At 56.0% G+C, this 24,499-nt stretch carries 14 protein-coding genes and 1 pseudogene; 9 read left to right on the forward strand and 6 right to left on the reverse strand.

What is annotated here, in order from left to right:
• Window positions 1-5: 5 nt before the first annotated feature.
• The 3 genes from arcA to arcC all read left to right on the forward strand — a co-directional run bounded on the left by arcA (window position 6) and on the right by arcC (window position 3,308).
• The gene (gene arcA / locus ACWPW0_RS12490; RefSeq protein ID WP_454255499.1) at window positions 6-1,259 is read left to right on the forward strand and encodes an arginine deiminase; all 1,254 of its coding nucleotides are present in this window, start codon (window positions 6-8) and stop codon (window positions 1,257-1,259) included.
• A gap of 95 nt (window positions 1,260-1,354) precedes the next feature.
• Window positions 1,355-2,365, forward strand: coding sequence for an ornithine carbamoyltransferase (locus ACWPW0_RS12495; protein WP_454255500.1), 1,011 nt, complete (start codon window positions 1,355-1,357; stop codon window positions 2,363-2,365).
• A 13-nt stretch (window positions 2,366-2,378) separates the two neighbouring features.
• The gene (gene arcC, locus ACWPW0_RS12500) at window positions 2,379-3,308 is read left to right on the forward strand and encodes a carbamate kinase (protein WP_454255501.1); all 930 of its coding nucleotides are present in this window, start codon (window positions 2,379-2,381) and stop codon (window positions 3,306-3,308) included.
• 399 nt (window positions 3,309-3,707) lie between these two features.
• On the opposite strand, the gene ACWPW0_RS12505 is transcribed toward arcC, so the two are convergent.
• Both ACWPW0_RS12505 and ACWPW0_RS12510 read right to left on the reverse strand, forming a co-directional pair.
• Complete coding sequence (locus ACWPW0_RS12505) at window positions 3,708-4,442, reverse strand: TrmH family RNA methyltransferase (protein WP_454255502.1); 735 nt, start codon at window positions 4,440-4,442, stop codon at window positions 3,708-3,710.
• A gap of 11 nt (window positions 4,443-4,453) precedes the next feature.
• The gene (locus ACWPW0_RS12510) at window positions 4,454-6,073 is read right to left on the reverse strand and encodes an NAD(P)/FAD-dependent oxidoreductase (RefSeq protein ID WP_454255503.1); all 1,620 of its coding nucleotides are present in this window, start codon (window positions 6,071-6,073) and stop codon (window positions 4,454-4,456) included.
• 257 nt (window positions 6,074-6,330) lie between these two features.
• Here ACWPW0_RS12510 and rlmE point away from each other — a divergent pair, with 257 nt between their 5' ends.
• Window positions 6,331-6,951, forward strand: coding sequence for a 23S rRNA (uridine(2552)-2'-O)-methyltransferase RlmE (gene rlmE / locus ACWPW0_RS12515; RefSeq protein WP_447591312.1), 621 nt, complete (start codon window positions 6,331-6,333; stop codon window positions 6,949-6,951).
• Between the two features lie 320 nt (window positions 6,952-7,271).
• Window positions 7,272-8,413, forward strand: a pseudogene (locus ACWPW0_RS12520) (IS3 family transposase).
• 76 nt (window positions 8,414-8,489) lie between these two features.
• Here ACWPW0_RS12520 and ACWPW0_RS12525 read toward each other — a convergent pair.
• Window positions 8,490-14,750 carry a DEAD/DEAH box helicase gene (locus ACWPW0_RS12525; protein WP_454255504.1) on the reverse strand — a complete coding sequence of 2,087 codons (6,261 nt, stop codon included), beginning with the start codon at window positions 14,748-14,750 and terminating at the stop codon, window positions 8,490-8,492.
• 9 nt (window positions 14,751-14,759) lie between these two features.
• Complete coding sequence (locus ACWPW0_RS12530; RefSeq protein ID WP_454255505.1) at window positions 14,760-18,080, reverse strand: STY4851/ECs_5259 family protein; 3,321 nt, start codon at window positions 18,078-18,080, stop codon at window positions 14,760-14,762.
• 658 nt (window positions 18,081-18,738) lie between these two features.
• Between ACWPW0_RS12530 and ACWPW0_RS12535 the strand changes: the two genes are divergently transcribed.
• Both ACWPW0_RS12535 and ACWPW0_RS12540 read left to right on the forward strand, forming a co-directional pair.
• Window positions 18,739-20,100, forward strand: coding sequence for a tyrosine-type recombinase/integrase (locus tag ACWPW0_RS12535; RefSeq protein ID WP_447591300.1), 1,362 nt, complete (start codon window positions 18,739-18,741; stop codon window positions 20,098-20,100).
• Window positions 20,101-20,231: 131 nt separating this feature from the next.
• The gene (locus ACWPW0_RS12540; protein WP_447591298.1) at window positions 20,232-20,876 is read left to right on the forward strand and encodes a hypothetical protein; all 645 of its coding nucleotides are present in this window, start codon (window positions 20,232-20,234) and stop codon (window positions 20,874-20,876) included.
• Between the two features lie 4 nt (window positions 20,877-20,880).
• Here the strand turns inward: ACWPW0_RS12540 and ACWPW0_RS12545 are convergent, their stop codons facing one another.
• A complete protein-coding gene (locus tag ACWPW0_RS12545) occupies window positions 20,881-22,308 on the reverse strand; it encodes a YfjI family protein (protein ID WP_447591296.1) in 1,428 nt (475 codons plus the stop codon).
• The gene (locus ACWPW0_RS12550) at window positions 22,305-22,637 is read right to left on the reverse strand and encodes a helix-turn-helix transcriptional regulator (RefSeq protein WP_454255506.1); all 333 of its coding nucleotides are present in this window, start codon (window positions 22,635-22,637) and stop codon (window positions 22,305-22,307) included. Before ACWPW0_RS12550 ends, ACWPW0_RS12545 begins: the two co-directional genes overlap by 4 nt.
• A 482-nt stretch (window positions 22,638-23,119) precedes the next feature.
• Here ACWPW0_RS12550 and ACWPW0_RS12555 point away from each other — a divergent pair, with 482 nt between their 5' ends.
• Together ACWPW0_RS12555 and ACWPW0_RS12560 are read left to right on the forward strand one after the other, a co-directional pair.
• The gene (locus ACWPW0_RS12555) at window positions 23,120-23,392 is read left to right on the forward strand and encodes a hypothetical protein (protein WP_447591294.1); all 273 of its coding nucleotides are present in this window, start codon (window positions 23,120-23,122) and stop codon (window positions 23,390-23,392) included.
• Window positions 23,393-23,489: 97 nt separating this feature from the next.
• Window positions 23,490-24,458: a DUF932 domain-containing protein gene (locus ACWPW0_RS12560; RefSeq protein ID WP_447591292.1), complete on the forward strand. Its 969-nt coding sequence runs from the start codon at window positions 23,490-23,492 to the stop codon at window positions 24,456-24,458.
• Window positions 24,459-24,499 lie beyond the last annotated feature (41 nt).

Genomic DNA, 24,499 nt, shown 5'->3' on the forward strand with positions numbered 1-24,499 from the left:
ACACGATGTCCAAGGTAAAACTCGGTGTTCATTCCGAAGCCGGCAAACTGCACAAGGTGATGGTCTGTTCCCCCGGCCTCGCTCATCAGCGCCTGACCCCCAGCAACTGCGACGAGCTGCTGTTCGACGATGTGCTGTGGGTCAGCCAGGCCAAGCGCGACCACTTCGACTTCGTCACCAAGATGCGCGAGCGCGATATCGACGTACTGGAGATGCACAACCTGCTCACCGACACCCTGCGCAACCCGCAGGCTCGGCAGTGGGTACTCGACCACAAGATCACCGACAACCTGATCGGCGTCGGCATCAAGAATGAAGTGCGCAGTTGGCTGGAAAGTCTCGAACCCCGGGCCCTGGCCGAATTTCTCATTGGCGGCGTGTCTGTCAGCGACCTGATCAAGGACCTTGGCCCGAGCAACAGCCTGAAGATGCTCGGCGACTTCATCGGCCCAGCCAGCTTCCTCGTGCCGCCGTTGCCCAACACCCAGTTCACCCGCGATACCACCTGCTGGATCTACGGCGGCGTCACCCTCAACCCGATGTACTGGCCGGCACGTCGTCAGGAAACCCTGCTCGCCAGCGCCATCTACAAGTTCCATCCGGACTTCGCCGAGGCCGACTTCGAAGTCTGGTACGGCGACCCGGAACGCGACCACGGCTCGGCCACACTGGAAGGCGGCGACGTGATGCCCATCGGCAACGGCGTGGTGCTGATCGGCATGGGTGAGCGCAGCTCGCGCCAGGCCATCGGCCAACTGGCACAGAGCCTGTTCGCCAAGGGCGCGGCGCAGCGCATCATCGTCGCCGGCCTGCCTCAGTCGCGCGCCGCGATGCACCTGGATACGGTATTCAGTTTCTGCGACCGCGACCTGGTCACCATCTTCCCCGAAGTGGTCAACCAGATCGTCGCCTTCAGCCTGCGCCCGGACGAAAGCCAGCCGGCGGGCATCGACATCCGCCGCGAACAGGCGCCCTTCGTCCAGGTCGTGGCCGAATCCCTCGGCCTCAAGCAACTGCGTGTGGTGCAGACCGGCGGCGACAGCTATGAAGCCGAACGCGAGCAGTGGGACGATGGCAATAACGTGATCTGCCTGGAGCCCGGCGTGGTCATCGGCTATGACCGCAACACCTTCACCAACACCCAACTGCGCAAGGCCGGTGTCGAGGTCATCACCATCAGCGCCAGCGAACTGGGCCGTGGTCGTGGCGGTGGGCACTGCATGACCTGCCCTATCGTGCGCGACGCCATCGACTACTAAGTCCAACTCAGCGTCCGCTGCGCGGACGTTGAACCGATGCAGAGACAGCGCGCCTCCCTCACCGGAGGGGCGCCCATCTCCCAGGAGAAAGCCCCATGCCATTCAATATCCGTAATCGCAGCCTGCTCAGCCTGATGCATCACAGCCCACGCGAGCTGCGCTACCTGCTCGACCTGGCCCGCGACCTCAAGCGCGCCAAGTACACCGGCACCGAACAGCCACTCCTCAAGCGCAAGAACATCGCCCTGATTTTCGAGAAGACCTCCACCCGCACCCGCTGCGCCTTCGAGGTAGCCGCCCATGACCAGGGCGCGCACGTTACTTACATCGATCCGAACTCCTCGCAGATCGGCCACAAGGAAACCATGAAGGACACGGCCCGGGTGCTCGGCCGCATGTACGATGCCATCGAGTACCGCGGCTTCAGCCAGGAAATTGTCGAGGAGCTGGCGCGCTTCGCCGGCGTACCGGTATTCAACGGCCTGACCGACGAATACCACCCGACGCAGATGCTTGCCGACGTGCTGACCATGCGCGAGCACAGCGACAAACCACTGCACGAGATCAGCTACGCCTACCTGGGCGACGCCCGCAATAACATGGGCAACTCGCTGTTGCTGATCGGTGCCAAGCTGGGCATGGATGTGCGCATCGCTGCCCCCAAGGCCCTGTGGCCAGCCCCCGAACTGATCGCCCAGTGCAGGGCGTTCGCCATTGAGACCGGCGCCCGCATCACCCTCACCGAATCCCCCGAAGAGGCTGTCGAGGACGCCGACTTCATCCACACCGACGTCTGGGTGTCCATGGGCGAACCCATCGAAGCCTGGGGCGAACGCATCGCGCAGTTGCTGCCATACCAGGTCAACCTTCAACTGATCAGGGCCAGTGGCAACCCCAGGGTCAAGTTCATGCACTGCCTGCCTGCGTTCCACAACAGCGAAACCAAGATCGGCAAGCAGATTGCCGATCAGTATCCCGACCTCGCCGGCGGCATCGAGGTAACCGAAGACGTCTTCGAGTCCCACTACAACATCGCGTTCGAACAGGCCGAGAACCGTATGCACACCATCAAGGCCGTCCTGGTCGCAACCCTGGGCGATGTCTGAACAAGGAGCCCACATGAGAATCGTCATTGCCTTGGGCGGCAACGCCCTGCTACGTCGAGGCGAGCCGTTGAGCGCGGCCAACCAGCGCGAGAACGTGCGCATCGCCGCCGAACAGATTGCCCGCATCGCCCCGGGCAATCAGTTGGTCATCGCCCATGGCAACGGCCCGCAGGTCGGCCTTCTGGCCTTGCAGGGCGCGGCCTATCAGGAAGTGGAGACCTACCCACTGGATGTCCTGGGCGCCCAGACCGAGGGCATGATCGGTTACCTGATCGAACAGGAACTGGGCAACCTGCTGCCCGTCGAGGTGCCCTTTGCCACCCTGCTCACCCAGGTCGAAGTGGATGCCGATGACCCCGCCTTCCAGCACCCGAGCAAACCCATCGGCCCGGTGTATGAGAAGGCCGAAGCCGAACGTCTGGCAGCTGAAAAAGGCTGGAGCATCACGCCTGATGGAGACTCGTTTCGCCGTGTAGTAGCTAGCCCGCGGCCCAAGCGCATCTTCGAGATACGCCCGGTCAAGTGGCTGCTGGAACAAGGCACCATCGTCATCTGTGCCGGAGGCGGCGGCATTCCTACGCGCTATGAGAACGGGCGGCTCATCGGCGTCGAAGCGGTGATCGACAAGGACCTCTGCTCGGCGTTGCTGGCAGAACAGCTGGACGCAGACCTGCTGGTGATCGCCACCGATGTCAGCGCAGCCTTCATCGACTGGGGGCTGCCCACGCAGAAGGCCATCGCCCAGGCGCACCCGGATGCCCTGCAACAGCTGAAGTTCGCCGCCGGCTCCATGGGCCCGAAGGTACAGGCCGCCTGCGAATTCGCCCGGCACACCGGCAAGGTCGCCGCTATCGGCTCGCTGGCCGATATCGAAGCCATCGTCCAGGGTACGGGCGGCACGCGCGTGAGCACCGGCTTTTCAGGCATCCACTACAGCGACTAATGCGACTCTGGGCCTGTTGAAGTTTTGCTTTAACGCATTGAGTTGGGGTAATGGGCAGGCATGTCGTCTGGCCCGGCCGTTCACCTCGAAACGTCAACAGCCCTAGGGTCTGTTTCCGTTTCGTTCACGGTCGCGCCGGAACCTGTTTTTGCGCGGGTCTAGGCGCGAGACGCGAAGTTTGGTGCTCCAAATGAGCCGTCGAGTAACGACGATCCGCGCAAAAAACAGGCCCGGCCCTACGGGTGGGGCCGCCTAGGTTGCGCGTGAAATCGCGCCATGCGTCGTTGTGGGACTTGGCAAGGGACCACCATTCCCTGAGCCCCACGCCTCGCGGATCGCCGCCCGGCCTGGCACGATTTTGCGCAGCAACGCGGTTCGCGAACGAAACGGGAACAGACCCTAGAGCCTGTTCAATTCATACGCGCACATATTGACCGTGGAGGCCAGGTTCAGCGACTCGATGGCGCCACAGCCGGGAACCGTAAAAGGCTGGGCATTGAGGGCAATCAGATGATCACGGGGCACACCACGCGCTTCGTTGCCAAACAGGTAGCAATCGAAGGTTTTGAAAGAGGCAGATTGCAGGCTGTCCCCGTTCATGTCCAGGCAGGCAATGCGCTCGAAACGGGTACGCAAGGAATCCAGCTCCACGTCCAGCTCCATGGGTGCATGGAAAATGGCGCCCATGCTGGAGCGCACCACCTTGGGGTTGTACGGATCAACGCTGCCAGGGCTGAGCAGGCAGCGGAAATTACCGAACCATGCCAGCGTGCGCAGGATGGTACCGAGATTGCCCGGGTCCTGGATTTCATGCAGGTAAATGGCACGTTCATTAGACGCAAGTGCAGACTCCGGGGCGGTTGTGGTCGGCATGGGCACCAGCGCGATGATGCCCTGCGGGGTGTGCGTGTCGGCGATCTGCGCCATCTGCCGGTCGCTGATTACCTGCGTCTTGAACGGGCTTTGCCAGTGCTCATAAGCGCTGGTCACGTACAACTGGCTGCGCTGCAGCATTGGATTCTGCAAGGCTGCCTTCTGCAGCTCCAGCAGCAGATGCTCGCCCTCCACCAGAAAATGCCCGAACTCGGCACGGTACTTTTTCTGGTGAAGTTTTTTGATGTCGTCGAGTTTCATCGAGGCAGCACTCAGTGGCTCTGTTCAGACAACAGCGACTTGGCCACCGCCTCGGCGACCTTGATGCCATCCACGCCTGCCGAGAGGATGCCGCCTGCATAACCGGCGCCCTCACCGGCCGGATACAGACCCCGCAGGTTGAGGCTCTGCAATGTCTCGTTGTCGCGGGTGATGCGCAGCGGCGAGGACGTGCGGGTTTCGATACCGGTCAGTACCGCGTCGTCACGATCGAAACCGCGGATCTGCTTGCCAAAGGCCGGCAGCGCCTCGCGGATCGCCTCAATCGCATAGGCCGGCAATGACGCTGCCAGGTCACCCAGGCGCACGCCAGGTTTGTAGGAAGGCTCCACCTCGCCAAGTTCCCTCGACGGCACGCCACGAATGAAGTCGCCCACCAGCTGCGCCGGCGCACAATAATCGCTGCCACCCAGTTCATAGGCGCGCGACTCCAGGCGTTCCTGGAACTCCACCCCAGCCAACGGGCCACCCGGGAAATCCTGCTCCGGGTTGATGCCCACGACGATGCCGGCGTTCGCATTGCGTTCGTTACGCGAATACTGGCTCATGCCGTTGGTCACCACGCGCTCCGGCTCGGAGGTGGCGGCCACCACGGTGCCGCCAGGGCACATGCAGAAGCTGTAGACGGCGCGGCCATTCTTGGCGTGGTGCACTAGCTTGTAGTCGGCGGCCCCCAGCTCCGGATGGCCGGCGTATTTGCCCAGGCGCGCCTGGTCGATCAGGCCTTGCGGGTGTTCGATACGGAAGCCCACGGCAAACGGCTTGGCCTCCATGAACACACCCTGGCGATGCAACATGCGGAAGGTATCGCGGGCACTGTGACCGAGCGCCAGCACCACATGGCGACTGTGGATCGTTTCACCACTGGCCAGCACCACCCCTTCGATCTGGCCGTCGTCGATCAGCAGATCGGTCACCTTGCTTTCAAAACGAACCTCGCCACCAAGGGCGATGATCTCTTCACGCATGGCGGCAACCACGCCAGTGAGGCGGAAGGTGCCGATATGCGGCTTGCTCACGTAGATGATCTCTTCCGGCGCACCAGCGCGGACAAACTCATGCACCACCTTGCGGGCGTAGAACTTGGGGTCCTTGATCTGACTGTAGAGCTTGCCATCGGAGAACAGACCCGCCCCGCCCTCGCCGAACTGCACATTGGACTCCGGGGTCAGGACTTTCTTGCGCCACAGCGCCCAGGTGTCCTTGGTGCGGCTGCGCACATCCTTGCCCCGCTCCAGCACGATGGGCTTGAAGCCCATCTGCGCAAGCAGCAGCGCCGCGAACAAGCCGCAGGGACCAAAGCCGACAACCAGTGGTCGCTCACTCAGATTGGCCGGCGCCTGCCCTACCGGGTAGTAGTGGGTATCCGGTGCTGGGCGTACGTTATGGTCATCGGCAAAGCGCGCCATGACAGCCGCCTCGTCACAGACCTCCAGATCGATGATGTAAATGAACAGGATGACGCTGTTCTTCTTGCGGGCATCGTAGCTGCGCTTGAACACCGTGAAGTTCAGCAGCTCGGCGTCGCTGATAGCCAGCCGTTTGAGGATGGCCGCGCGCAGCTCATCGGCGGAATGATCGAGGGGCAGAGACAGTTCGTTGATGCGAATCATGGCGATAATCCTGGCCGGTGACTCCGGCAAAGGAAGCAACAGAGGGGAAAGTAAGGCACGAATTGTACCTGCCGCTGCCCGCCCCTGTCAGGCCTGGCCTGACGGCCCTCGGCAGTGCAGCGCACCGCTCCTGCCCAGTGAATTTAACCTGCACGGCATTATCAGCCTATAATCGCCGCCACTTTGCGCCCAACAGCTTCCCTCTGCTCCATGCGGTGGTCCGCTGCTCACATTGATTTTCCGTGGTTGGCTCTCTCATGAAACGATCCAAAAGCAGCCGCCGCTGGCTGGACGAACACGTCAACGATCCCTACGTCAAACGCGCCCAGAAAGATGGCTTGCGCTCCCGCTCCAGCTACAAGCTGATCGAGCTGAACGAGAAGGACAAACTGATACGTCCCGGCATGCTGGTCATGGACCTGGGCTCCGCCCCGGGCGGCTGGTCACAGGTCGCCGGAGGGCTGGTGGGCGAAAAGGGACGGGTGCTGGCCACCGACATTCTGCCGATGGACCCACTGGATAACGTCGACTTCATTCAGGGCGACTTTACCGACGATGCCGTATTCCAGCAGCTCCTCGACAAGCTCGACGGCAAGCTGCCCGACCTGATCGTCTCCGACATCGCCCCCAACATCAGCGGCGTCGCCGCCGCCGACCAGGCCTCCTCAATGTACCTGGTCGAACTCACCCTCGACATGGTTCGGCAAGTGCTCAAGCCGGGTGGCAACTACGTGGTCAAGGTCTTTCAGGGCGAAGGCTCCGACGAATTCCTGAAAGACGTCCGCACCTCATTCGAGAAGGTAGTCATACGCAAACCAGAAGCCTCGCGACCACGGTCGAGGGAGGTTTATCTCGTGGGGAAAGGGTTTAAGGGCTAAAGCAGTTTGCGGCGCTGAAGGGGTTCTGAGCTTATTTCGATAGCGGCGCTGGCTTGAGCAGAGTCATTTCAGAAAAAAGCTCTGGAAGAGAGTTACGCTTTGCCGTGCTTTAACATACACGCCAATGGCTAGTGCCGGCGCCTCGTCCACAATAATCACCAAACTTGCCGCAACAGCCCGTCAAGACTTTAGTTTTGTAAGTAACCTCAAAGTCAGGACAAATCAAAACTCAAGTAACACCAGCAAGGACAGATAACTGAATAGTCCCGGCTTTCGTAGAGACCTCCAAGCCTCATAATGAGGCCCAAATAGGAGGTGCCATGAGCAACCAGCGTTACCCCGAAGAATTCAAAATCGAAGCGGTCAAGCAAGTGACCGAGTGTGGCCTGCTCGTTGCCGACGTAGCGGCTCGTTTAGGCATGTCGGCACATAGCCTGTACGCATGGATCAAGCGCTACAGCAAGCCTGAGGCCCAGCGTAAGCATGAAGACGACCAGCAGGCAGAGCTGCGTCGCCTGCGCGCCGAACTCAAGCGCGTCACTGAAGAGCGAGACATCCTAAAAAAGGCCGCCGCGTACTTTGCCAGGGAGTCCGGTTGAGGTACGCCTTCATCCGCCAGTTGGCGGCGAACTACTCGATTCAACGCCTCTGCCAGGTTCTGAAAGTGCACCCCAGTGGCTACTACGCTTGGTGCACTGAGCCCAGGTCGGCCCGTGCCAAGGATGATCAGCGCCTGCTAGGTTTGATCAAGCATTCCTGGCTGGAGAGCGGCGGGGTCTATGGCTATCGAAAGATCCATGCAGATCTGCGCGAGCTGGGGGAATGCTGTGGGCGACATCGTGTGGCCAGGCTGATGCGTGCGGAAGGACTGCGCTCGCAAACAGGTTATCGCCGGCGGCCTGGTCGTTATGGTGGCAAGCCACCAACACCTGCGCCGAACAGGCTGGAGCGCCAATTCAACGTCAGCGAGCCGAACAAGGTTTGGGTCACCGACATCACCTACATCCGCACCTAGCTGTATTTGGCGGTGGTGCTCGATCTGTTCTCTCGGCAGGTTATTGGTTGGTCGATGAAACCTCGTATGAGCAGCGACCTGGCCATTGATGCGCTACTGATGGCCGTTTGGAGACGCAAACCGAAGCAGGAAGTAATGATCCACTCTGACCAAGGCAGTCAGTTCAGCAGCTCGGATTGGCAGAGTTTTCTAAGAGCCAACAATCTTGTTGGCAGTATGAGTCGCCGCGGCAACTGTCATGACAATGCGGTCGCCGAAAGATTCTTCCAGCTGCTCAAGCGTGAGCGGATCAAACGAAGGATCTATAGCAATCGGGACGAGGCGCGAAGTGATGTGTTCGATTACATCGAGATGTTTTACAACCCCAAGCGGCGGCATGGTTTCGCCGAGAAGCTGTCGCCGGTAGAGTTCGAACGACGTTATTTTCTGAGGCGGGACGGTCTCTAGAAAAGCCGGGGCTATTCAAGAATCAGTCTGTCAACCGAAAAAATCGTCGAATATGTGAAGAAAGGTGGTCAGTGGGTCAGCCTAGTACAACGCTAATGTAAGTCGACCAGTCCCCACTTGGAACCATGGTTGCGTCTTTGTACTTCTCCAGCATCTGTATCGCCTGGCCTTTATAGTCGCTGTAAAAATCGAAACCCATTTGAGCCCGGTGAGGCATGCGGCCGCGCCAATAGCCCATCCCCTGATCCAGAAATATTTTGCAGCGCTTTCCAGAAGCCCAAACAACGGAAATCTCCCTACTGTGCTGCAGATCCCGAGTGTGCTCTTTGATATCAATCGTAGGCTGCAGAGAGAACTGGCTACCGAGCCATAGGCTCAGCACAGACTCTTGATCCGCTGCATACAACCAGTCATGTGATATCAACGAGCTCGCTTGCCCGGAACTGGCAGCGAGTGTCTGGATACTGAGGCTCTTGAGCTCAGAGTTTTTGAAGATATCCAAGAATCCGCTGAGGAGCATTAACGACCATGGCGACTTAAGGTATCGATCTGAATAGCTAAGACTTATGACTCGGTCGTTTGCCAGTAGCTCAGCTACCTCTGGAGCCTGTCGGCCGATCAGTGCTTGCATCCGTTTCCCTAACTCACGCACAGGCCCATTCAGCTCAGTGGTGACCTGGATGACCCTGGCGTCCTGCTCTTGCCGACGCCAGCCACTCGTGTCGATGGCCTTGCCCTCGACGCCGGGTAATTGCTGTGTACTGACCCAGACAGCACTGCCGTTACCCTCCAGCCATTGAGCACCGGGTATGACTGGAGCCGGATCGTTACAAAGCAAACTTTTGCAAATACCTCCAGAGGTGATTTGAGTCGCCAGGAAGAGGCCGTCGGGAAGCCCCTCTCTGGTGACCTCGAGCACCGTCACCCCTAGGTGAGCCAGTACCGACAAGCTGTTCTTCAGCTCGCTACTGAGTGCGACGCCTGCAGGTAGTGCAATTCTGACTGGCAATTTGTCTGCGAGCTGCCAGGTTAAGAGACGCTCGCGGAATTCAGGGTGATCGATCTCCCAATCATCTGCTTCGCCCTGCAATAGCACTGTTATCGAGTTGCCACCAACACTCCGGTCGATTTTGTTGATAGCAGCGCTCAGGTAGCGCAGCGGTCCAACTGAACAGTAACGCGCCCCAGGAACCCTTGAAAGATCGCCTGGCAGTTCCAGATGCTCAATCAAACCGGATTGCTGGATCCACTTCAGCGCCATTCTGCGGTCCAGTTCCTCCCGCTCAACCCGGCTGTCTTGCCCTGCCAAGCAATGAGGACAGACATTCTCGCAGCTAACAGGGCACTCGAGCTTCGCTCGGGCTTTCTCCAGCAAACTCGACAGATCTTCGAGTCCAGACAGGACGAAACCAGCACCGCCACTGACTTCGTCGAACAACTGAATCACACTGCGGGCCTGGCCGCTTTCCAGATCCTTGTCCAGGCGGAAACCAAACCCCATCTCTGTAGTAGCGATACCGAGCTGATCCGCAATCACATCACGCATAGCGACTGCCAGTGTCATGGCGATAGCTTGCTCTTTAGTGCTGGCTCCCAGCCAGTGGCCTGTGAGAGGGCTTCTCAAGAACACTTCCAACACGTCAGTGTGAATCTGGTAGCCAAGAAAAATACTGGTTTGTACGGATGAGCCTGGGCAATCGTGCTCCTTGTGACTACCCGTAATACCGCCCACCGGGCGATGCGATTGATCCGGAAGAAGTGTTTTCGGAATATCACCTGATGCCAGCATCGACTCAGCGCGGCCACAGATCATGCAAACGGCATAGCCTTTTTCATGCTCACCGGAGGAATGATGGAAAACGCTGCCTCCATGGCCAAAGCGGACGAAACCGCAGCTAGGGTCGGGTAGAGCAATGTTGGAACCGGCCACCTGGATACGCGGGCGCTCGACCCGGATAAATTTTTGCGACGAGATATCGTTACTTGTTGACTCATAGAAGTCAGTGACAAACCCTCCTGGGCGCAGGACCTTGCGCTGCTCGGAGAACGGAATGTGAGCAGCACAATGTGTACAGGTCAACTCCGCGCTGTTCGTATAGGCGTTTTCTTTTACGCCTGCGGCTCCACAGTGTGAACAACGCCAGGCAATATCAAATTTTTGCGCCTCGTTGACCTGCCCAGAGGCATGCCACTGCAGGCTCACGCCAGCCGACCGATAGACCCGACCATCGATGACCACCTGCGATCCTGGAGCATACTCACGAATGGCGATGTTCAGCCCGCGTGACGGCAGCTCCTTGTTGTTGAAGACGCTGTCTTCACGACTGCTCTTCCGCTCGCGCTTATGCTTGAAGTCCTCGATATTGTAGGTATTAAGTGTCACCACATCGGTGGGAAAGCCATACCCTGGCAAGAAGGCGCGGGCGGCAAGGTCTCGGAGCAGGTACTCATCACAGTGCCGTTTCTTTTCCAGTTCGAGAGCTTTCTTGTAAGGCTCGTCCTTGGCAGTCAGCTGCTTGTGATTGAGCTTGCGCAACTCCTCCAGCCAGCAGCTCTCAATTTCCTGAATGGCGTCTCGGGTATCCGCGGTGATGGACAGAACTACTCGCCCCTGCAGACACGTTCCGGAAACCAGCATGCGCACCGGTTCGGCATACTCGTCTGGGCAACTGCCCAACCAACTGATGAACTGCCGGCAGGGAGATTCATCCGCGCCAAAGAACCAGTGCAAGGTCAGCTTGGTGCGGTCACCATCGCTTTGAGTCTGAGTGCGCAGGAATATGGCAAGCAGCAGCGAATTCACATGTCGCTGCACAATCCTGTCCGAACTCAGAGTGATGCTCGGTGCGGGAATGGCGGTGATGAATGGCCACTTGGGCTGAGCGAATGCCCTTTGATTGTGCGGATCGGCCTTGCACAGGGTGTAGGCAATGGCGCGAGCCTCACTCCGGCGGCCTGCCCGCCCGGCGCGCTGAAGATAGTTAGCTGGGTGTGGTGGTACGTTGTTCATCACCACGGCAGAAATACCGCCGATGTCGACGCCCATCTCCATAGTGGTGGAGCAGTTCAGTACATTGATCCTGCCCTTTTTGAACAGATCTACGTAGGTATCCAGTTTCTGAGCAGACTGCTGAGCAGAATGCTCTGCGGTTCGATAATAGAAACCACCTTCAACCGTTCTGTCGCTCAGATTTGACCAGAGGCTTTCATATCGCAGTTTTTCAATTACCGGATCCTGACCGACACGCGTTCTGATCTGAGTTAGCTTCGCGGTCGCACTTCCATCCACTTGCAGGCGACTAAGAGGTGCTAGCTGAACTGGTTGACACCGATAGTCTCGCGGTAGCTGCTTGATAGGGAGATAAGGCGTAAGGCCTCTAAACGTTGTCTCAAAAATGCGGTGCGTGAGAGGGCATACCCAGCCTGTGACCGGCAATGAAAACGTCAGGGACTCTAGCCTGAGGTTATGGCCAGCATCCGTAGATTCCAGAATGGTGGCCTTTACCAGCGCGTGCCAAGCGGCATCGAGCCAGCCGTTGATTTTATCGGCATCGGTGCTCTGAGTTCGGTTCAGACCCGTGGCCATTTCGAGGAGTTTCACCAGCCTCGAGGGATTGCCAGTTCTGACTTGTGGCCACTTCTTGATCACGTGGCTTTCGTCAATGTCACTCTTCGGCGGGAAAAGAGACTTAGGCGTAAATCGGCTGCCCATCCAAAGCTGCATGTCTCGGTTCAAGCGTACGAAGGTGTTTTCCCGCACATAAAAGTCCAGTGCAACCTTTAGAAAGTCCTGCCAGTCCTGGAGCGTCAGCTTAGATTTGCTGCCGGGGTCGCCTGTCGATGATATCGCAGTGGTCTGCTCCCAGAGCGATGGGCAACTGCTGATCATTTCCAAGCCTTTGTAGCTAACACGAACCAGACCCAGCGTTTCCGTGCTGTTCTGGCTCTTCGGGCGACGGGCAAACTCCCTGGCCAACAACAACCGCGCCATGGTTGTGCCGCCTTGACTGCCATCGAACAGGGCAGGATTGGCATAGCGGTTGTACTCAAGGATGGATTGCTCAATATCCTTCGTGGCTGCCAGCTCTCGAACCATTTGCTCCCAGTCAACTGCGGCAACACGATCCTGCGCCAGGCTTCCTGAGCGCATAGCTTCTGCTTGGGTACGAAGATCGCTCGCCATACTGGCCATACCGAGCTTCTCCAGGTTGGCCGCCTGGATAATAAGTGCATCGTAATCGCCAATAGGCACATCCTGCGGCTGGCTATCGATTTTGGCCTGTGCATTACGCAGCGTCTCGAATACCAAACCACGAAGACGAGAGCGCTCTGCTTCCTGCTGCATGCGTACCGCCATGCGCGCAGTACCCTGGCGGCTATCGGTAAAGGTGATCAGCTTGCGTCCGCGTCCTGGTAGCTCCTCTGGGGATCGGCCATCACAGTCTTCCTTATCGGGATCAGGGCAGAATTCCAATACCGTTGGAACCGCATTCGCCACGTAAAATGGCGCCCCCAAATAGGCTTTTCTCAGGAAGCTTCGGCCATCTGGAAACGCATGCTCGCATTCACTGCAGCAGGCCTGTTTTTCTTCAGCAAAAACAATATGAAGAGGCTTCTGCCCCACCAGACTGCCGACCTTCAGAGTTTCAAGATCGATCCGATCAGATTGATAGGGTTCATGAGCCGCAGGTAAGCCGGCAATGACAAGGCGTTGAACGGGCGTCTTGTGGCTGGGGCCCGTAACTACACTACCTGAAGGTGAATCCTCTTCTCCGTGCTCGTAGCTCAGAGAGAACTCATCGCCGGTGTAGGGGCTGAGCTGGTGCAGCTCGCCACTGCGATCTTCCGCAATCAAATGTGGCGTCTTGCAGTCATCACAGAAACCCAACTCGTAGACTGGGGCCTGGCATTCACAGCGGGCGCGTTGATTGACGTAGACATTGCCAAATGGCCAGTCCAACAGGTGCTGGGACTTCGTGCTGCAATTCGGATCAACGCAGGCCCATAGACCATTCAGCATGCGCTGGAAGAAGTGGGCACGCAGCTTCAAGAAAGGAGGCCCCGAGGGGGCCGGCCGAGTGCCGGTGAGTACATCTAGCCAGTCCAGAACCTCCTGCTGTCGGGCCAGTATGGTGTTGCCCTGCAACAGGTCACTGACGGAACGAATCAGGTCGTTGAGATCCAGCGGCCTGGGTGAGCTGACAACGGTGTGGCGGAGAGTTTGGGCGATGGGGTGCTGACACAGTGCTTCGAAGCGAGCAATGGATGCCTCAGTATCAGACTCAACAGCCTGGATATCTTCCAAGGTGAGTGTGTACTGCGGTTTGCGAAACTGCAGATCGGGCCAGACTCGCGAACCACTGATGACTTCGACCTGTTCAAGCCTTACGCCTGCGAGATTGGCCAAATAATGCTTCAAGCGCTCTTCGGCATCGGCGCCCGCAATAGTGGCGGACGTGGCCACAAAGCGAATCTGTTCGGGATGCTTGCCGAATGCCTGAACCACGCGCCGTAGTAACAGCGACATCTCAGCAGCCTGTGAGCCGATGTATGTGTGTGCCTCATCGAGGACGATCCAGCGGAGAGATTGCTGTTGTCTGGAAATTTCCAAGATTGGATTGTCCACCTGACGTACCAGCATGTACTCCAGCATGGTGGCATTGGTCATCAGGATGGGGGCAGGCTCCTTGCGCAGCAGTTGGCGGGAAAGGATCTGGTTAGGCTTCAGGGCCTGCTCTTTACGTACAAAGCTCTCCGTCTCTTCGGTCTTGCCGTTATAGAGACAGAATCGAATGTCCTGGCCATAAGCCCGCGTCCAGGCATCCAAGCGCTCTTGCTGGGAATTGATTAGCGCATTCAATGGATAGAGGAATAGTGCCCTTACCCCAACCAAAGGCGCCTTGTTCCGCTCACGCTCACGAATGAGATCCTCGAGGATCGGCACCATGAAGCATTCCGTCTTGCCCGAGCCGGTGCCGCTAGTAATCACCACCGATCTCGGTTGGTCAGCTAGAAGCATGCTCCAGGCATGAAGCTGGTGGACGTAGGGCTTCGCGCTTTTCGGGAATTGATAGGCGTGGGCATTCTGCAGGGTGCCCAGCAGACTCTCAGAGAGCAGGCTGGGCGATAAATCCTGCAAGCGTTTGTCGGACTCTTGCCAGCCAAAAGTGTGCTCAAACACTGGTGGCGCCAGAAAGCAGCCGTCAGCCCCCAACTCATACACCATGCTCTCGCTAAGGTGGTGACGTAGTCCCGCATGGTTGATGCCCAGCACACCCAGTGTTGCCTCACGCGTACGGTTGAGGCTCTGCTCGATCAAGTCTCTGAAGTAACGCATTGAAAACCCTTACGCCTCGCTCTGCGTGGCCAGTAGATAGGACACCATCAGTGCATGAGCCGGATTGAACCAGTTTTGCCTGTCAAAGTCGGCGAGCAGGCGGACGGCAAATTTCAGATAGGGCAATGACACGCCCAGATCGTTCAGCCTGGCCTTTTCGGCCGTCACAAAGGCCATGAAGATCGGTAAATAGATCACCGCATTGGCATAGCCCACTGCCGAGAGCGTCTTAAGCTGCGCCGGCAGCTCCTGCCGAGAGATCCAGGTGCCGAGCTCGGAGCTCAGCTCCGTCGGCCAGCGCCTGTTTGAGCCGTGCACCTGGCGCAGTTGCCCGCACCAGATGGGTAGAGCTGCTTCCGGCGGCACCTTGGTCAGCGAAGCGCACTTACCGGTATGCAGATAGTCGTCGACATGGTCAAAACCGGATACGACTGCACGCAGCACAGAAGCCCGATTCTCCTCAAGATTGCGGATCAATACCTGCGGCAAGCCCAGGTCATGAAGGCTGCGCAGAAAGTACTGATACACCTCCGCCCAGAGGCGCAATGACGTTGCCTCCCAGATCACCGCCAGCTCATCGCGCACCCGATTGCAGAATGCCTCGTCCATTTCCAGGCGCAGCACAGCTAAGGCCATGGCACGTGGATGACGTGAAAGCGCCTTCCAGCTTTCGAACGACGACAAGGGTAGATGCGCGAAGTGCTGTTTCAGGTCGGCCAGGTACTGCCAGCCACTGTGACCAAAGTCTTCGGCCATCGCAGCGATCTGCTGATTGATCACTTCCGGGTTGCGCTCGGGATGGAACACCTCTGTCGCCCGATGTAGCGAGCAGACCTCACCCGCCATGTCGATATCCTGAGTATTCGATATGTATAGCGCCGGGCGGAACTGAACGCTGCTGTCCTGGGCTGGATAAATCAGCCAGGGCCCCCTGCGCTGCAAGGCATTTGGTATCTCAAACAAGCACGTGCCAACGTCCTGGCTTGTCCTCTCCACCAGTACCAGCGGAGCTTGCTTGGGGTCGGACATCAGCATGGCCTCGACTTGCGCAGCGTCGAGTACATTGGAGGAGCCGATATCGCAGATGGCAAAGATATCCCGCCCTTGCCAGGCTAGGCGCCCGTTGTAGCGCCGGATGTTTAGGGTGAGCAGGCGTTGCTCGGTTTCCACATGGAGTTTGATGAAGGCGTCCTGTTCGTCCACCGCCCCCAGCATCTGTAGGATGTCGTTTTGATAGCTGTAAAGACTCAGCTGGACGGGATCTTGACCGACCCTAACCTCATACACCCGCTGAGGGCGCAACGCTGATTCGCTTACCAGCTCCAGTACCAGAAAAAAGCTCTGACCCTGCGGCTGGCCTGAGGCCAGAGCAACACGATGGCCGAGCAGCTCACTTAGGCTGAGCTCACGGCTGCTGGTAGGCTGTAGATCGGCATCTAGCAGGCGGACACCCTGGTAGGGGTATTGCAGGCGCAACTGTATAGTCTGCTGACTACCTCCAGTGCCAAGCTCCAGAACAAAGCTAGCGGGTGGCCTCTGGCTGTCGTGCTGCAGAAAAAAAACTTTTTCTTGCACATCGGACAGCCGCTGGCATTTCAGGCTGTCACTAACGATTCGGCAGTCCAGCTGCTGCGCGCTCTTGAGCGTGATCCGTGCCGGTTGCCCTTGAATGCCGGGAGATAATCCCAGGCTGAACTCCCTGGGAAGCACAGCAAATCGACGTTGCAGCAGGGTATTCCCGCTCTTGCAACGCAGACTGTAACGAACCAGGCCATAAAAGCCCGAACGTCTTAGCGCGTCCAATGGCTGGCCATTGGCAAACTCGACCAACTCGTCGCGGCCGTAAGTAAAGCCTTCCGGCAAGTCGAGACTGGGCCAGCCGAGGAAAATGGTCGAAGGATTGCTGTCGTACTGAGCCTGATTGCCAATAAGTGCTGGTTTCAGCGCCTCCTCCTGCGCCTGATTGAGTTCGATACGATAGACGTCATCCTTGAAGTGCAACGAAATATTTGCAGTCGCTTCGACCCAATGACCGGCGTCCCTGTCGAGGCCAATATCGGTTGGTGCGTCCAGTTCGGCGTTCAGCTCAAATCCTGAAGGCAAGCGAATCAGCGCCTTGTTGCCTGACAGACTGCAAGAGGATGTGCCTGCCAGCTGCCAGCGCTCTGCGCGGCGCTCGAAAACCAGCGGCGAGTACTGGAAGTCTAGCGCGCTATCCTCGAACTTGAAGCGGTGGACCTCTCGCCCATTGTCGAGCAGGCGTAGCGTCACTGGCTCCGACACGTGGCGGCGCTCCAGGGTGACCTGCGTATTGCTGAAGCGAACCTGCAGATTATCGCCGCTTAGTTGTCCGTAAACGGCACCCCCTCGGGCCAGTATGTGCTCGCCTTCGTAATAGGCGATATCCAACCGAGTGCTACTGAGCTGGGTAAGGTCGATTTTGAATGTGGCGTGATGTGGCAAGATCAGTTCGGTGCGAATCGCCCACGCGGGAAGCACGCCTTGCAGTACATGTTCACAGGTAAACTCACGCGCCCTTTCGAGGACCTCCTTGCGCTCCTGACGTTTCTGCCCTGCATCACGCAGCCAGTCGTTGATCAGGCTGCGTGCGTTAGTTTCGTCGAGCGGGATAGGGAACTCTCCGGACCAATAGGGAGCGACCATATCCAGATAGCTGGCCGGGTCCTGTTGGTCTTTCAGTGGATAGTGCTCAACCAGGTACATCAGCTGGTCGACGATCCCAGCCAACAGCTGACGTGTTTCCAGGGTGCGGAACGCTAGCGGTAGATCCTCCTCGAAGTCCGCCATCAAGTCCGAGGTGGTTCGGCGGTTGCCTTCAGTACGGAAGAAGTGCTTGATTCCGCGCTTAACCGCTCGGCCAAAGCCGTGCTTGTCATCCTGCACCAGCGGCCAGGGCAGCCCGCCTTCGGCATACAGGGTACCCAGCCAGTCGCGCCCATTTTCCCGCCGCCGAACGGGACGCTGCCAGTAGTCGAGGCCTTTTTGGGTCAGCGTTGCGTGGTCGGCGGGGTTGAGCTGGACTCCTAGTTCTGTCTCGGCGCCAGACCAAGACCAGGATCGGTTGTAGTTGCGCCGATATTGCTCACTGACGAATAGGCAAAAGCAGGCACCTAGATGCAGCAAATGGGCAGGATTGCCGCTGCGCTGCAAGTGCTGCTTAAGCAGATCACGCAACGAAGCATATTCACTCTCGGTGAGCTGATAGCTGTATAGCGGCCTACCATTCGGCCCTTTAAAGAGCTCGCGATTGAGCAACAGTTCACTTAGCCAGGCCTTGAAGGGGTTGATTACAACCGCATTGATATTCATCGGAACACATCCTTTTGCTCGAAACCTGTTTGCTCAATGCTTGAATAAATCATGCCAGCAATCTGGCAACTTGACATCACCCTTTTGAGTAACGATAACCCGACGCTTCTGGCGCTAGTTTTCAGAGAGTAAGTTCATCTTTACTCCCGCCGTACCCTACCTTCAACCTGTGGACAAGGTCGAGCAAATGGGGCGGTCAAGCAAGACGCAATATCGTAAGCGAGCAACCTCGCCCTCGCCTGGATTCTTCGCAGAAGAATCCAGGCCCCCTCCGAGCGAGACCAATAGGAACAGCTACTCACTCGGCAGCAAAAAAACCGGTGGGGCAAAAAGTGGGGCAAAAATCGGATACCCCAAAAACCATCAGGCATAAAAAAATCCAGTCACCGTTAAGTGACTGGATTTTCTAGGGTTTTTTGGTCGGGACGGAGTGATTCGAACACTCTACCCCTTGCACCCCATACAGGTAACTACCTGTTCAAGCAGATTCAACCAATTCCAAAGAGCCATCGCAAAGTCCTTGATTTTACTGGCCTGTAGCCGTTTCATCGTCCAAAATAGCACGAAGTGATTCGAAGAAAGCCGATCTCAATTGGCAACGAATTGGCAACCAGAGAATCTCAATTGGCAACCAATTGGCAACGGGGAAACTGACCACATGACCAAGATCACAGACCGCCAGATGACGGCCAAACCCGGTGCGAACGATAAGTGGCTCAGCGAAGTCTCCATCTGGGGGCATGGCAGCCTGGTAGCTCGCATAACACCCAGCGGTGAGCGCCTATTTTATTTCCGCTACACAAACAGCAGCAGTGAACGCATCACCCTCCCCATAGGCACGTACAGCCGCGATGGCAGCGAGGGCACAATGACCTTGGCAGAGGCAGGACAGCGAGCTAAGGAGCTAGCAGGACTCCACAAGTCTGGGATAAGGGATATAAAAGAGTATTTAGAGGCCGAGGAAGCTGCTCGTGTGGCAGCTCGCGACGCTGAGCTTGCACGGATCGCTGCTGAGCAAGTAGCACTGGAGGAAGCCAAATCCCGACAAGCAGCCAGAAAAACCGTCCAGCATTTGTTCGATCACTGGGCCAACGTCGACCTAATCAACCGCAAGGACGGCGGCGCAGAAGTTCGCCGGATGTTCGAAAAGGATGTCTTGCCTTATCTCGGCAAGCTTGCAGTCGAAGACGTGAAAAAAGGTCATATCACGGAAGTTACTGATGCGCTGCTTGCGCGTGGCGTTAACCGTATGGCGAAGATGATCTTCAGCCTTATGCGACAAATGTTCAGATTCGCAGTAGACCGGGACCTAATTGATCACGACCCTACTTCGAGCATTCGCAAAGCCAAGATCGGAGGTAAAGATGTCGAGCGTGATCGCGTTTTGAGCGAGGATGAAATCCGCACCTTAGCAAAGCTCGCCCCTGAGGCTGGCCTGCTTCCATCCTCAGAAGCTGCAATTTGGATTGCTCTATCGACCTGCTGCCGCATTGGTGAACTGCTGAATGCACGGTGGGAAAATGTCGACCTCGCAAAAGCAAACTGGCATATCCCCGGCGAGCAAAGCAAAAACGGTAAGGCCCACAACATCACCCTCTCACCTTTCGCCATACAGCACTTTAAGAGAGTCCTAGCATTCAGCTCCGACAGTCACTGGTGTTATCCCAACACCCAAAACAGTGGACCTGTATGTTCAAAAACGGTGACCAAGCAGCTTGGTGACCGGCAACGACTGCCGGATCAGGGGATTCTACGCAACAGAAGCGCCAACGCTCAGGCCCTACTTCTTCCCGGAGGAAAGTGGACTCCGCACGACTTAAGACGGACTGGCGCAACAATCATGACTTCCCTAGGCGTCCTGCCAGAAGTAGCAGAGCGCTGTCTTAACCACACCGAAGAAAACAAGGTTAAACGAACCTACCAACGCCATAGCTATGCTAAGGAAATGGCAGAGGCATGGCATATTCTTGGCAAGCACCTCGACCAATTAGTCAGCAAAGCGCAGTCGAACGCCAACTGAAATTTCCAAATCAAAGCAGACAGTACTCAGTAGAAAACTATATATAAAATCAAAACTACTTGACTAGCATAAAAAGGATAAGCTCAGTGTCAAACTTTCCTAAATCTCCTACCAGCATCAGCAGAGCCTCGATGCAAACAGTACTTACACAGACCAATCTGACACTTAGAAGCATTTTAAAAAACAACTGGCCGAAAGAACTAGAACGACATATTGACAAAGAAATATACGCACTCTCTAAGAACGAAAAAATAAAATGGTCGGATATCTCAAAATGCTGGAATCACGAATACAAAGAGAGCAAGAGAAGCATTTTTAAACTAAACTTCTTCTATGCCAAACTTTACTATTTATGCGCTACCAGCGCACATGAAAAAGGCAAGATTGATGAAGCTTGGATCTTACTTTTTCACTCAGTCCACCTAATTGGTTTTCTAGAGGGTTACAAGCACCAAAAAGAAGAAAAACAATTTAAAGAAAAGCGTGCCTCAGATGGCGGGAAAGCATTAGCATCAAAGAAATCAAAATTAAAAGAAAAGATTAGCGAAATATTGAAAGAGCCCCCAACCAGAGGCTGGGGCAGTGAATCATCCATTGTAGATCACATACTGAACAATCAAGAATTTAAAGAGTTCATTGCCAGTATTAAAGCTGAAGAAACCATAAAGGACATGAAAGAATTTATTACGTCTGAAGTGGTGTTTAATCCAAAAAACCAGAAGACACTTCAAAATCTTCGCTCGAAAACCACCACCCCACACGACAAAGAAAGTTAATCATCTAAAAACCATAGCCCACACCTGAAATATCAACAAAACAAGTTTTACCGCGTCGAAAAATAGACACATACCCAGCCGAAACTAACTCATCCAGCGCCGGATTAAGCTTATCCTTCTTCCGGACACATTTAGGGCCATAAATCAAAATGTCATTCTTTTTTATTTTAAGACAACCCGTTTGCCTTTCATCCTTCAGAAACCGCAAAAGCCTTGCAGCATTCACCTCAGCTTCAGGCGGCGGCATAAATATGCGATAGAACTCATCCGAACACCAAGTGCAATAGTCAATAGCAAACCTTAACGAAGCCAGAGATATAACTTCACTTTCGCCCTCGAAAATATGCACCAGCGCAGCAACTCTTGATATGTTATCTGCCAGCTTAGATGCTAGATCTCCCGCACCTTCGAATCGCCCGCCAACTCTAATCCCCGCCTCTATTTCATTGAACATTTGGACCCATAGGTCAGCAGCTTCGGGAGAGAAGCTAATAGTCTGGCGTGCACGCTTACCCTTTTTCAGTACATCAACATTTAATTCAAGCAAAGCTTTAATTCGTTCTTTAAATTTTTTGCTGTGCTCCAGAGAAACTGTAGAATAATTAAGCTCACGATAACCCTGAGTAGAAATGGGCTTGCCAACTAAAAATCGCGCCCATAATCCAGATCCACGAAGAATCTCACCGTTGTCACTCACAAAACTACCAAATGCGGCTGGCTGGGTCATGAACGCAACCGTCAGCCGCGCATCGTTCAGCTCATAGCTTTCGGCCGTCTTCCGATCAACAGTTATGGGATCTCCGCCCCACAACGAATTCATCTTAGGAAGATCACGGAAAGCCTTGTTGTTCAGATTTGCCTCAGTCGAGATCAATCCTGCTGATGATATATTCTGGAACATTCCAAACATTAAGGCTTCTGAAGTTGTGTCGTCGTAAATCATTTTGAAGCGTCGCGGGCGCATTGGTTTTAGTTTGGCATGCTCAATAGCTTCCTCCTCCCAAATCAATGAGGACTCTTCTTCTCGGGTAGATTTGACTATGCACCTAAAAATTTCTTTATTTTTCATCTCCCATATACTTTGCTTAACCTCCCACACCCTAAGCTCTTCGGCAAAAGCTATATCCATTTCCCGTTGAAACTCGCGAATTGGGTCCAAGAAAAAATTACCCGCCGAGGTTTTTCGCTCACCAGAATCCGCAATTGTAAGCAACATTAGAGAAGTTGGGGTAATCTGCCCAGTTGGCTTTAAAACATCATAAATACCCTGACAAGCAATAGCGATTGCTGCTAGTTCGCCTTGGAAAATCAGATCCCTGGGTGCCTTCATAATAAATTCAGCTTCATCCGTTACGGACTTCAGCAACGGTAATGATGTTAGGCTTGGAAACTCAGCATCAATTTTCGGTAGTATTCGGTAAAAGTACGTCATGGCCTAGCACCACTCATGGTGATCATTTTCCTAGATTGGATCCAGAAAACAATATCCGACTCTAACCAGCCCACAGCTCCGTGGCCGCATTTACCAGATAGCTTTATTGGTAAAGGGAATGTTGAGTCATAACGGGGTGATTTGGGATTCATCCAGTCGTATATCGTTGATCTCGATATACCCAACCGATCAACCACTTTTCGCATTCTAAGAACACTATCAGGCCTGTACTCACCATCGACCTGCGCGTTTACAGCTTTGCCTTTCACCGCATATGCCCTCCTTTCAAACGTAAGACAAATGCTATGCCGCTCGTAGCAGGCAAACATCACGCCTGCTCAAATAATTCGGAATAATATCAAGCAACACTATTGACTTTTAAAAAAGCAATCTAAGCCTATGATTTAAATGGAATTTACCCAAGATACTGAATATGCTTAAATTGCTTGAAAAATAATTAAGCACACCTATTGACTTTCAAGCCTTAGCAAGAATTTGAGGTCCGTCGTATTGTGAAAACTCTCGATATCCACGGCTATTCCGGCTATTTTCAGCTGGAATAGCCGGAATAGCCGCTGTCGCCGGACCTAATCCCAGAAATTTGGGTTGATTTTCGTAAAGGCTATTGTTCAAACGACTTGGGGCTTAACCTTGCTTAAAGGATCGAGCGCTTCCGCAAAGCACAGAATTTCGAATCGAAAAAATCTCAGCCACACATTACTGCCATGACATCAGCACCAAGGAGGATCTACCCATGTCATTGCACTGCCCTCGCTGTAACTCCCCAAAAGTCGCTTCTTTCCATCACGCCATGAAAACCGGCGCAGCCATCGGCGCTGTCGGTGGCCTCGCCCGTGGCGTCAGTGCTGCTCTTGCAGGCGGCAAGGCCGGCGCAGCGCTCGGCGTAATCGCCGGCCCTGTCGGTATCACTCTAGGCTCGGTATCCGGTGCCATTCTCGGTGGTCTGGCCGGAGGCGTTGGTGGCTGTGCGCTCGGCGCCCAGCTCGGCGAGACGCTCGACCGCCATGTCCTGGCCCACAATCTCTGCCTGCTCTGCGGTCATCGCTTCAACCTACCGGCCTGATCCGGCCACCGCTCTCCTCTTCCTTACCCATCAATGATTGCCGGTGCTGCGCTCTGCGCGGCGCTTTATGCCGGCTTGCACCCAAAGGAAATTCGTCATGGCTCATCAAATCGAACAAATGGCCTACGTTGGTGCTACTCCGTGGCACGGCCTGGGCAACAACCTGCCGCAGAAACAGCCCATCGAAGTCTGGCAACGCGAAGCCGGCATGGACTGGCAGATTCTGGAAAGCCCAGTGCACTTCAAGTCGGACGCCATCGGCCACCTGGGCACCATCCACTCATTCCCCGAACAAAAGGTGCTCTACCGCTCGGATACCAAGGCACCGCTGTCGGTGGTCTCGCAGCGTTACCACACCGTGCAGCCAAAGGATGTCCTGGAGTTTTACCGCGACCTGACCGAGGTCTCCGGCTACGAGCTGGAAACCGCTGGCGTGCTCAAGGGCGGGCGCAAGTTCTGGGCGCTGGCACGCACCGGGCAGGGCGCTGCACTCAAGGGTAACGACCAGGTGAATGGCTACCTGCTGCTGGCCACTTCCTGTGACGGCACTCTAGCCACCACCGCAACACCCACCACCATCCGCGTAGTCTGCAACAACACGCTGACCATCGCCCTGGACGGCACCAGCCGCGCGATCAAAGTGCCGCACAGCACCCGCTTCGACGGCGACCTAGTGAAGAAGCAGCTCGGTATCGCCGTCTCGCAATGGGATGACTTCATGTACCGCATGCGCCACTTGGCTGAGCGCAAGGTGCAATGGCACGAGGCGCTAGGCTTTTTCATGAACGTGATGTGCGAGACCAGCCCGACCGGCGCCCTGCCGGAGCAGCTGCCTAACGAGCGCGCTCTGCGCAAAGTGCAGGAGCTGTACGAAGGTCGTGGCCGTGGCAGCCAGCTGGACTCAGCACGCGGCACCGCCTGGGGCTTGCTCAATGCCGTGACCGAGTACGTCGATCACGAGCGCCGGGCACGCAGCACGGAGTACCGCCTCGACTCCGCATGGTTCGGGCAAGGTGCCCAGATCAAGCAGCGCGCCCTGGATACAGCCCTGCAACTGGTCGCCTGACCTTTTACCCACCCCATAACGCCCGACCCGCTTCGTTGCAG

It is taken from the genome of Pseudomonas sp. Marseille-Q8238, assembly GCF_965111915.1.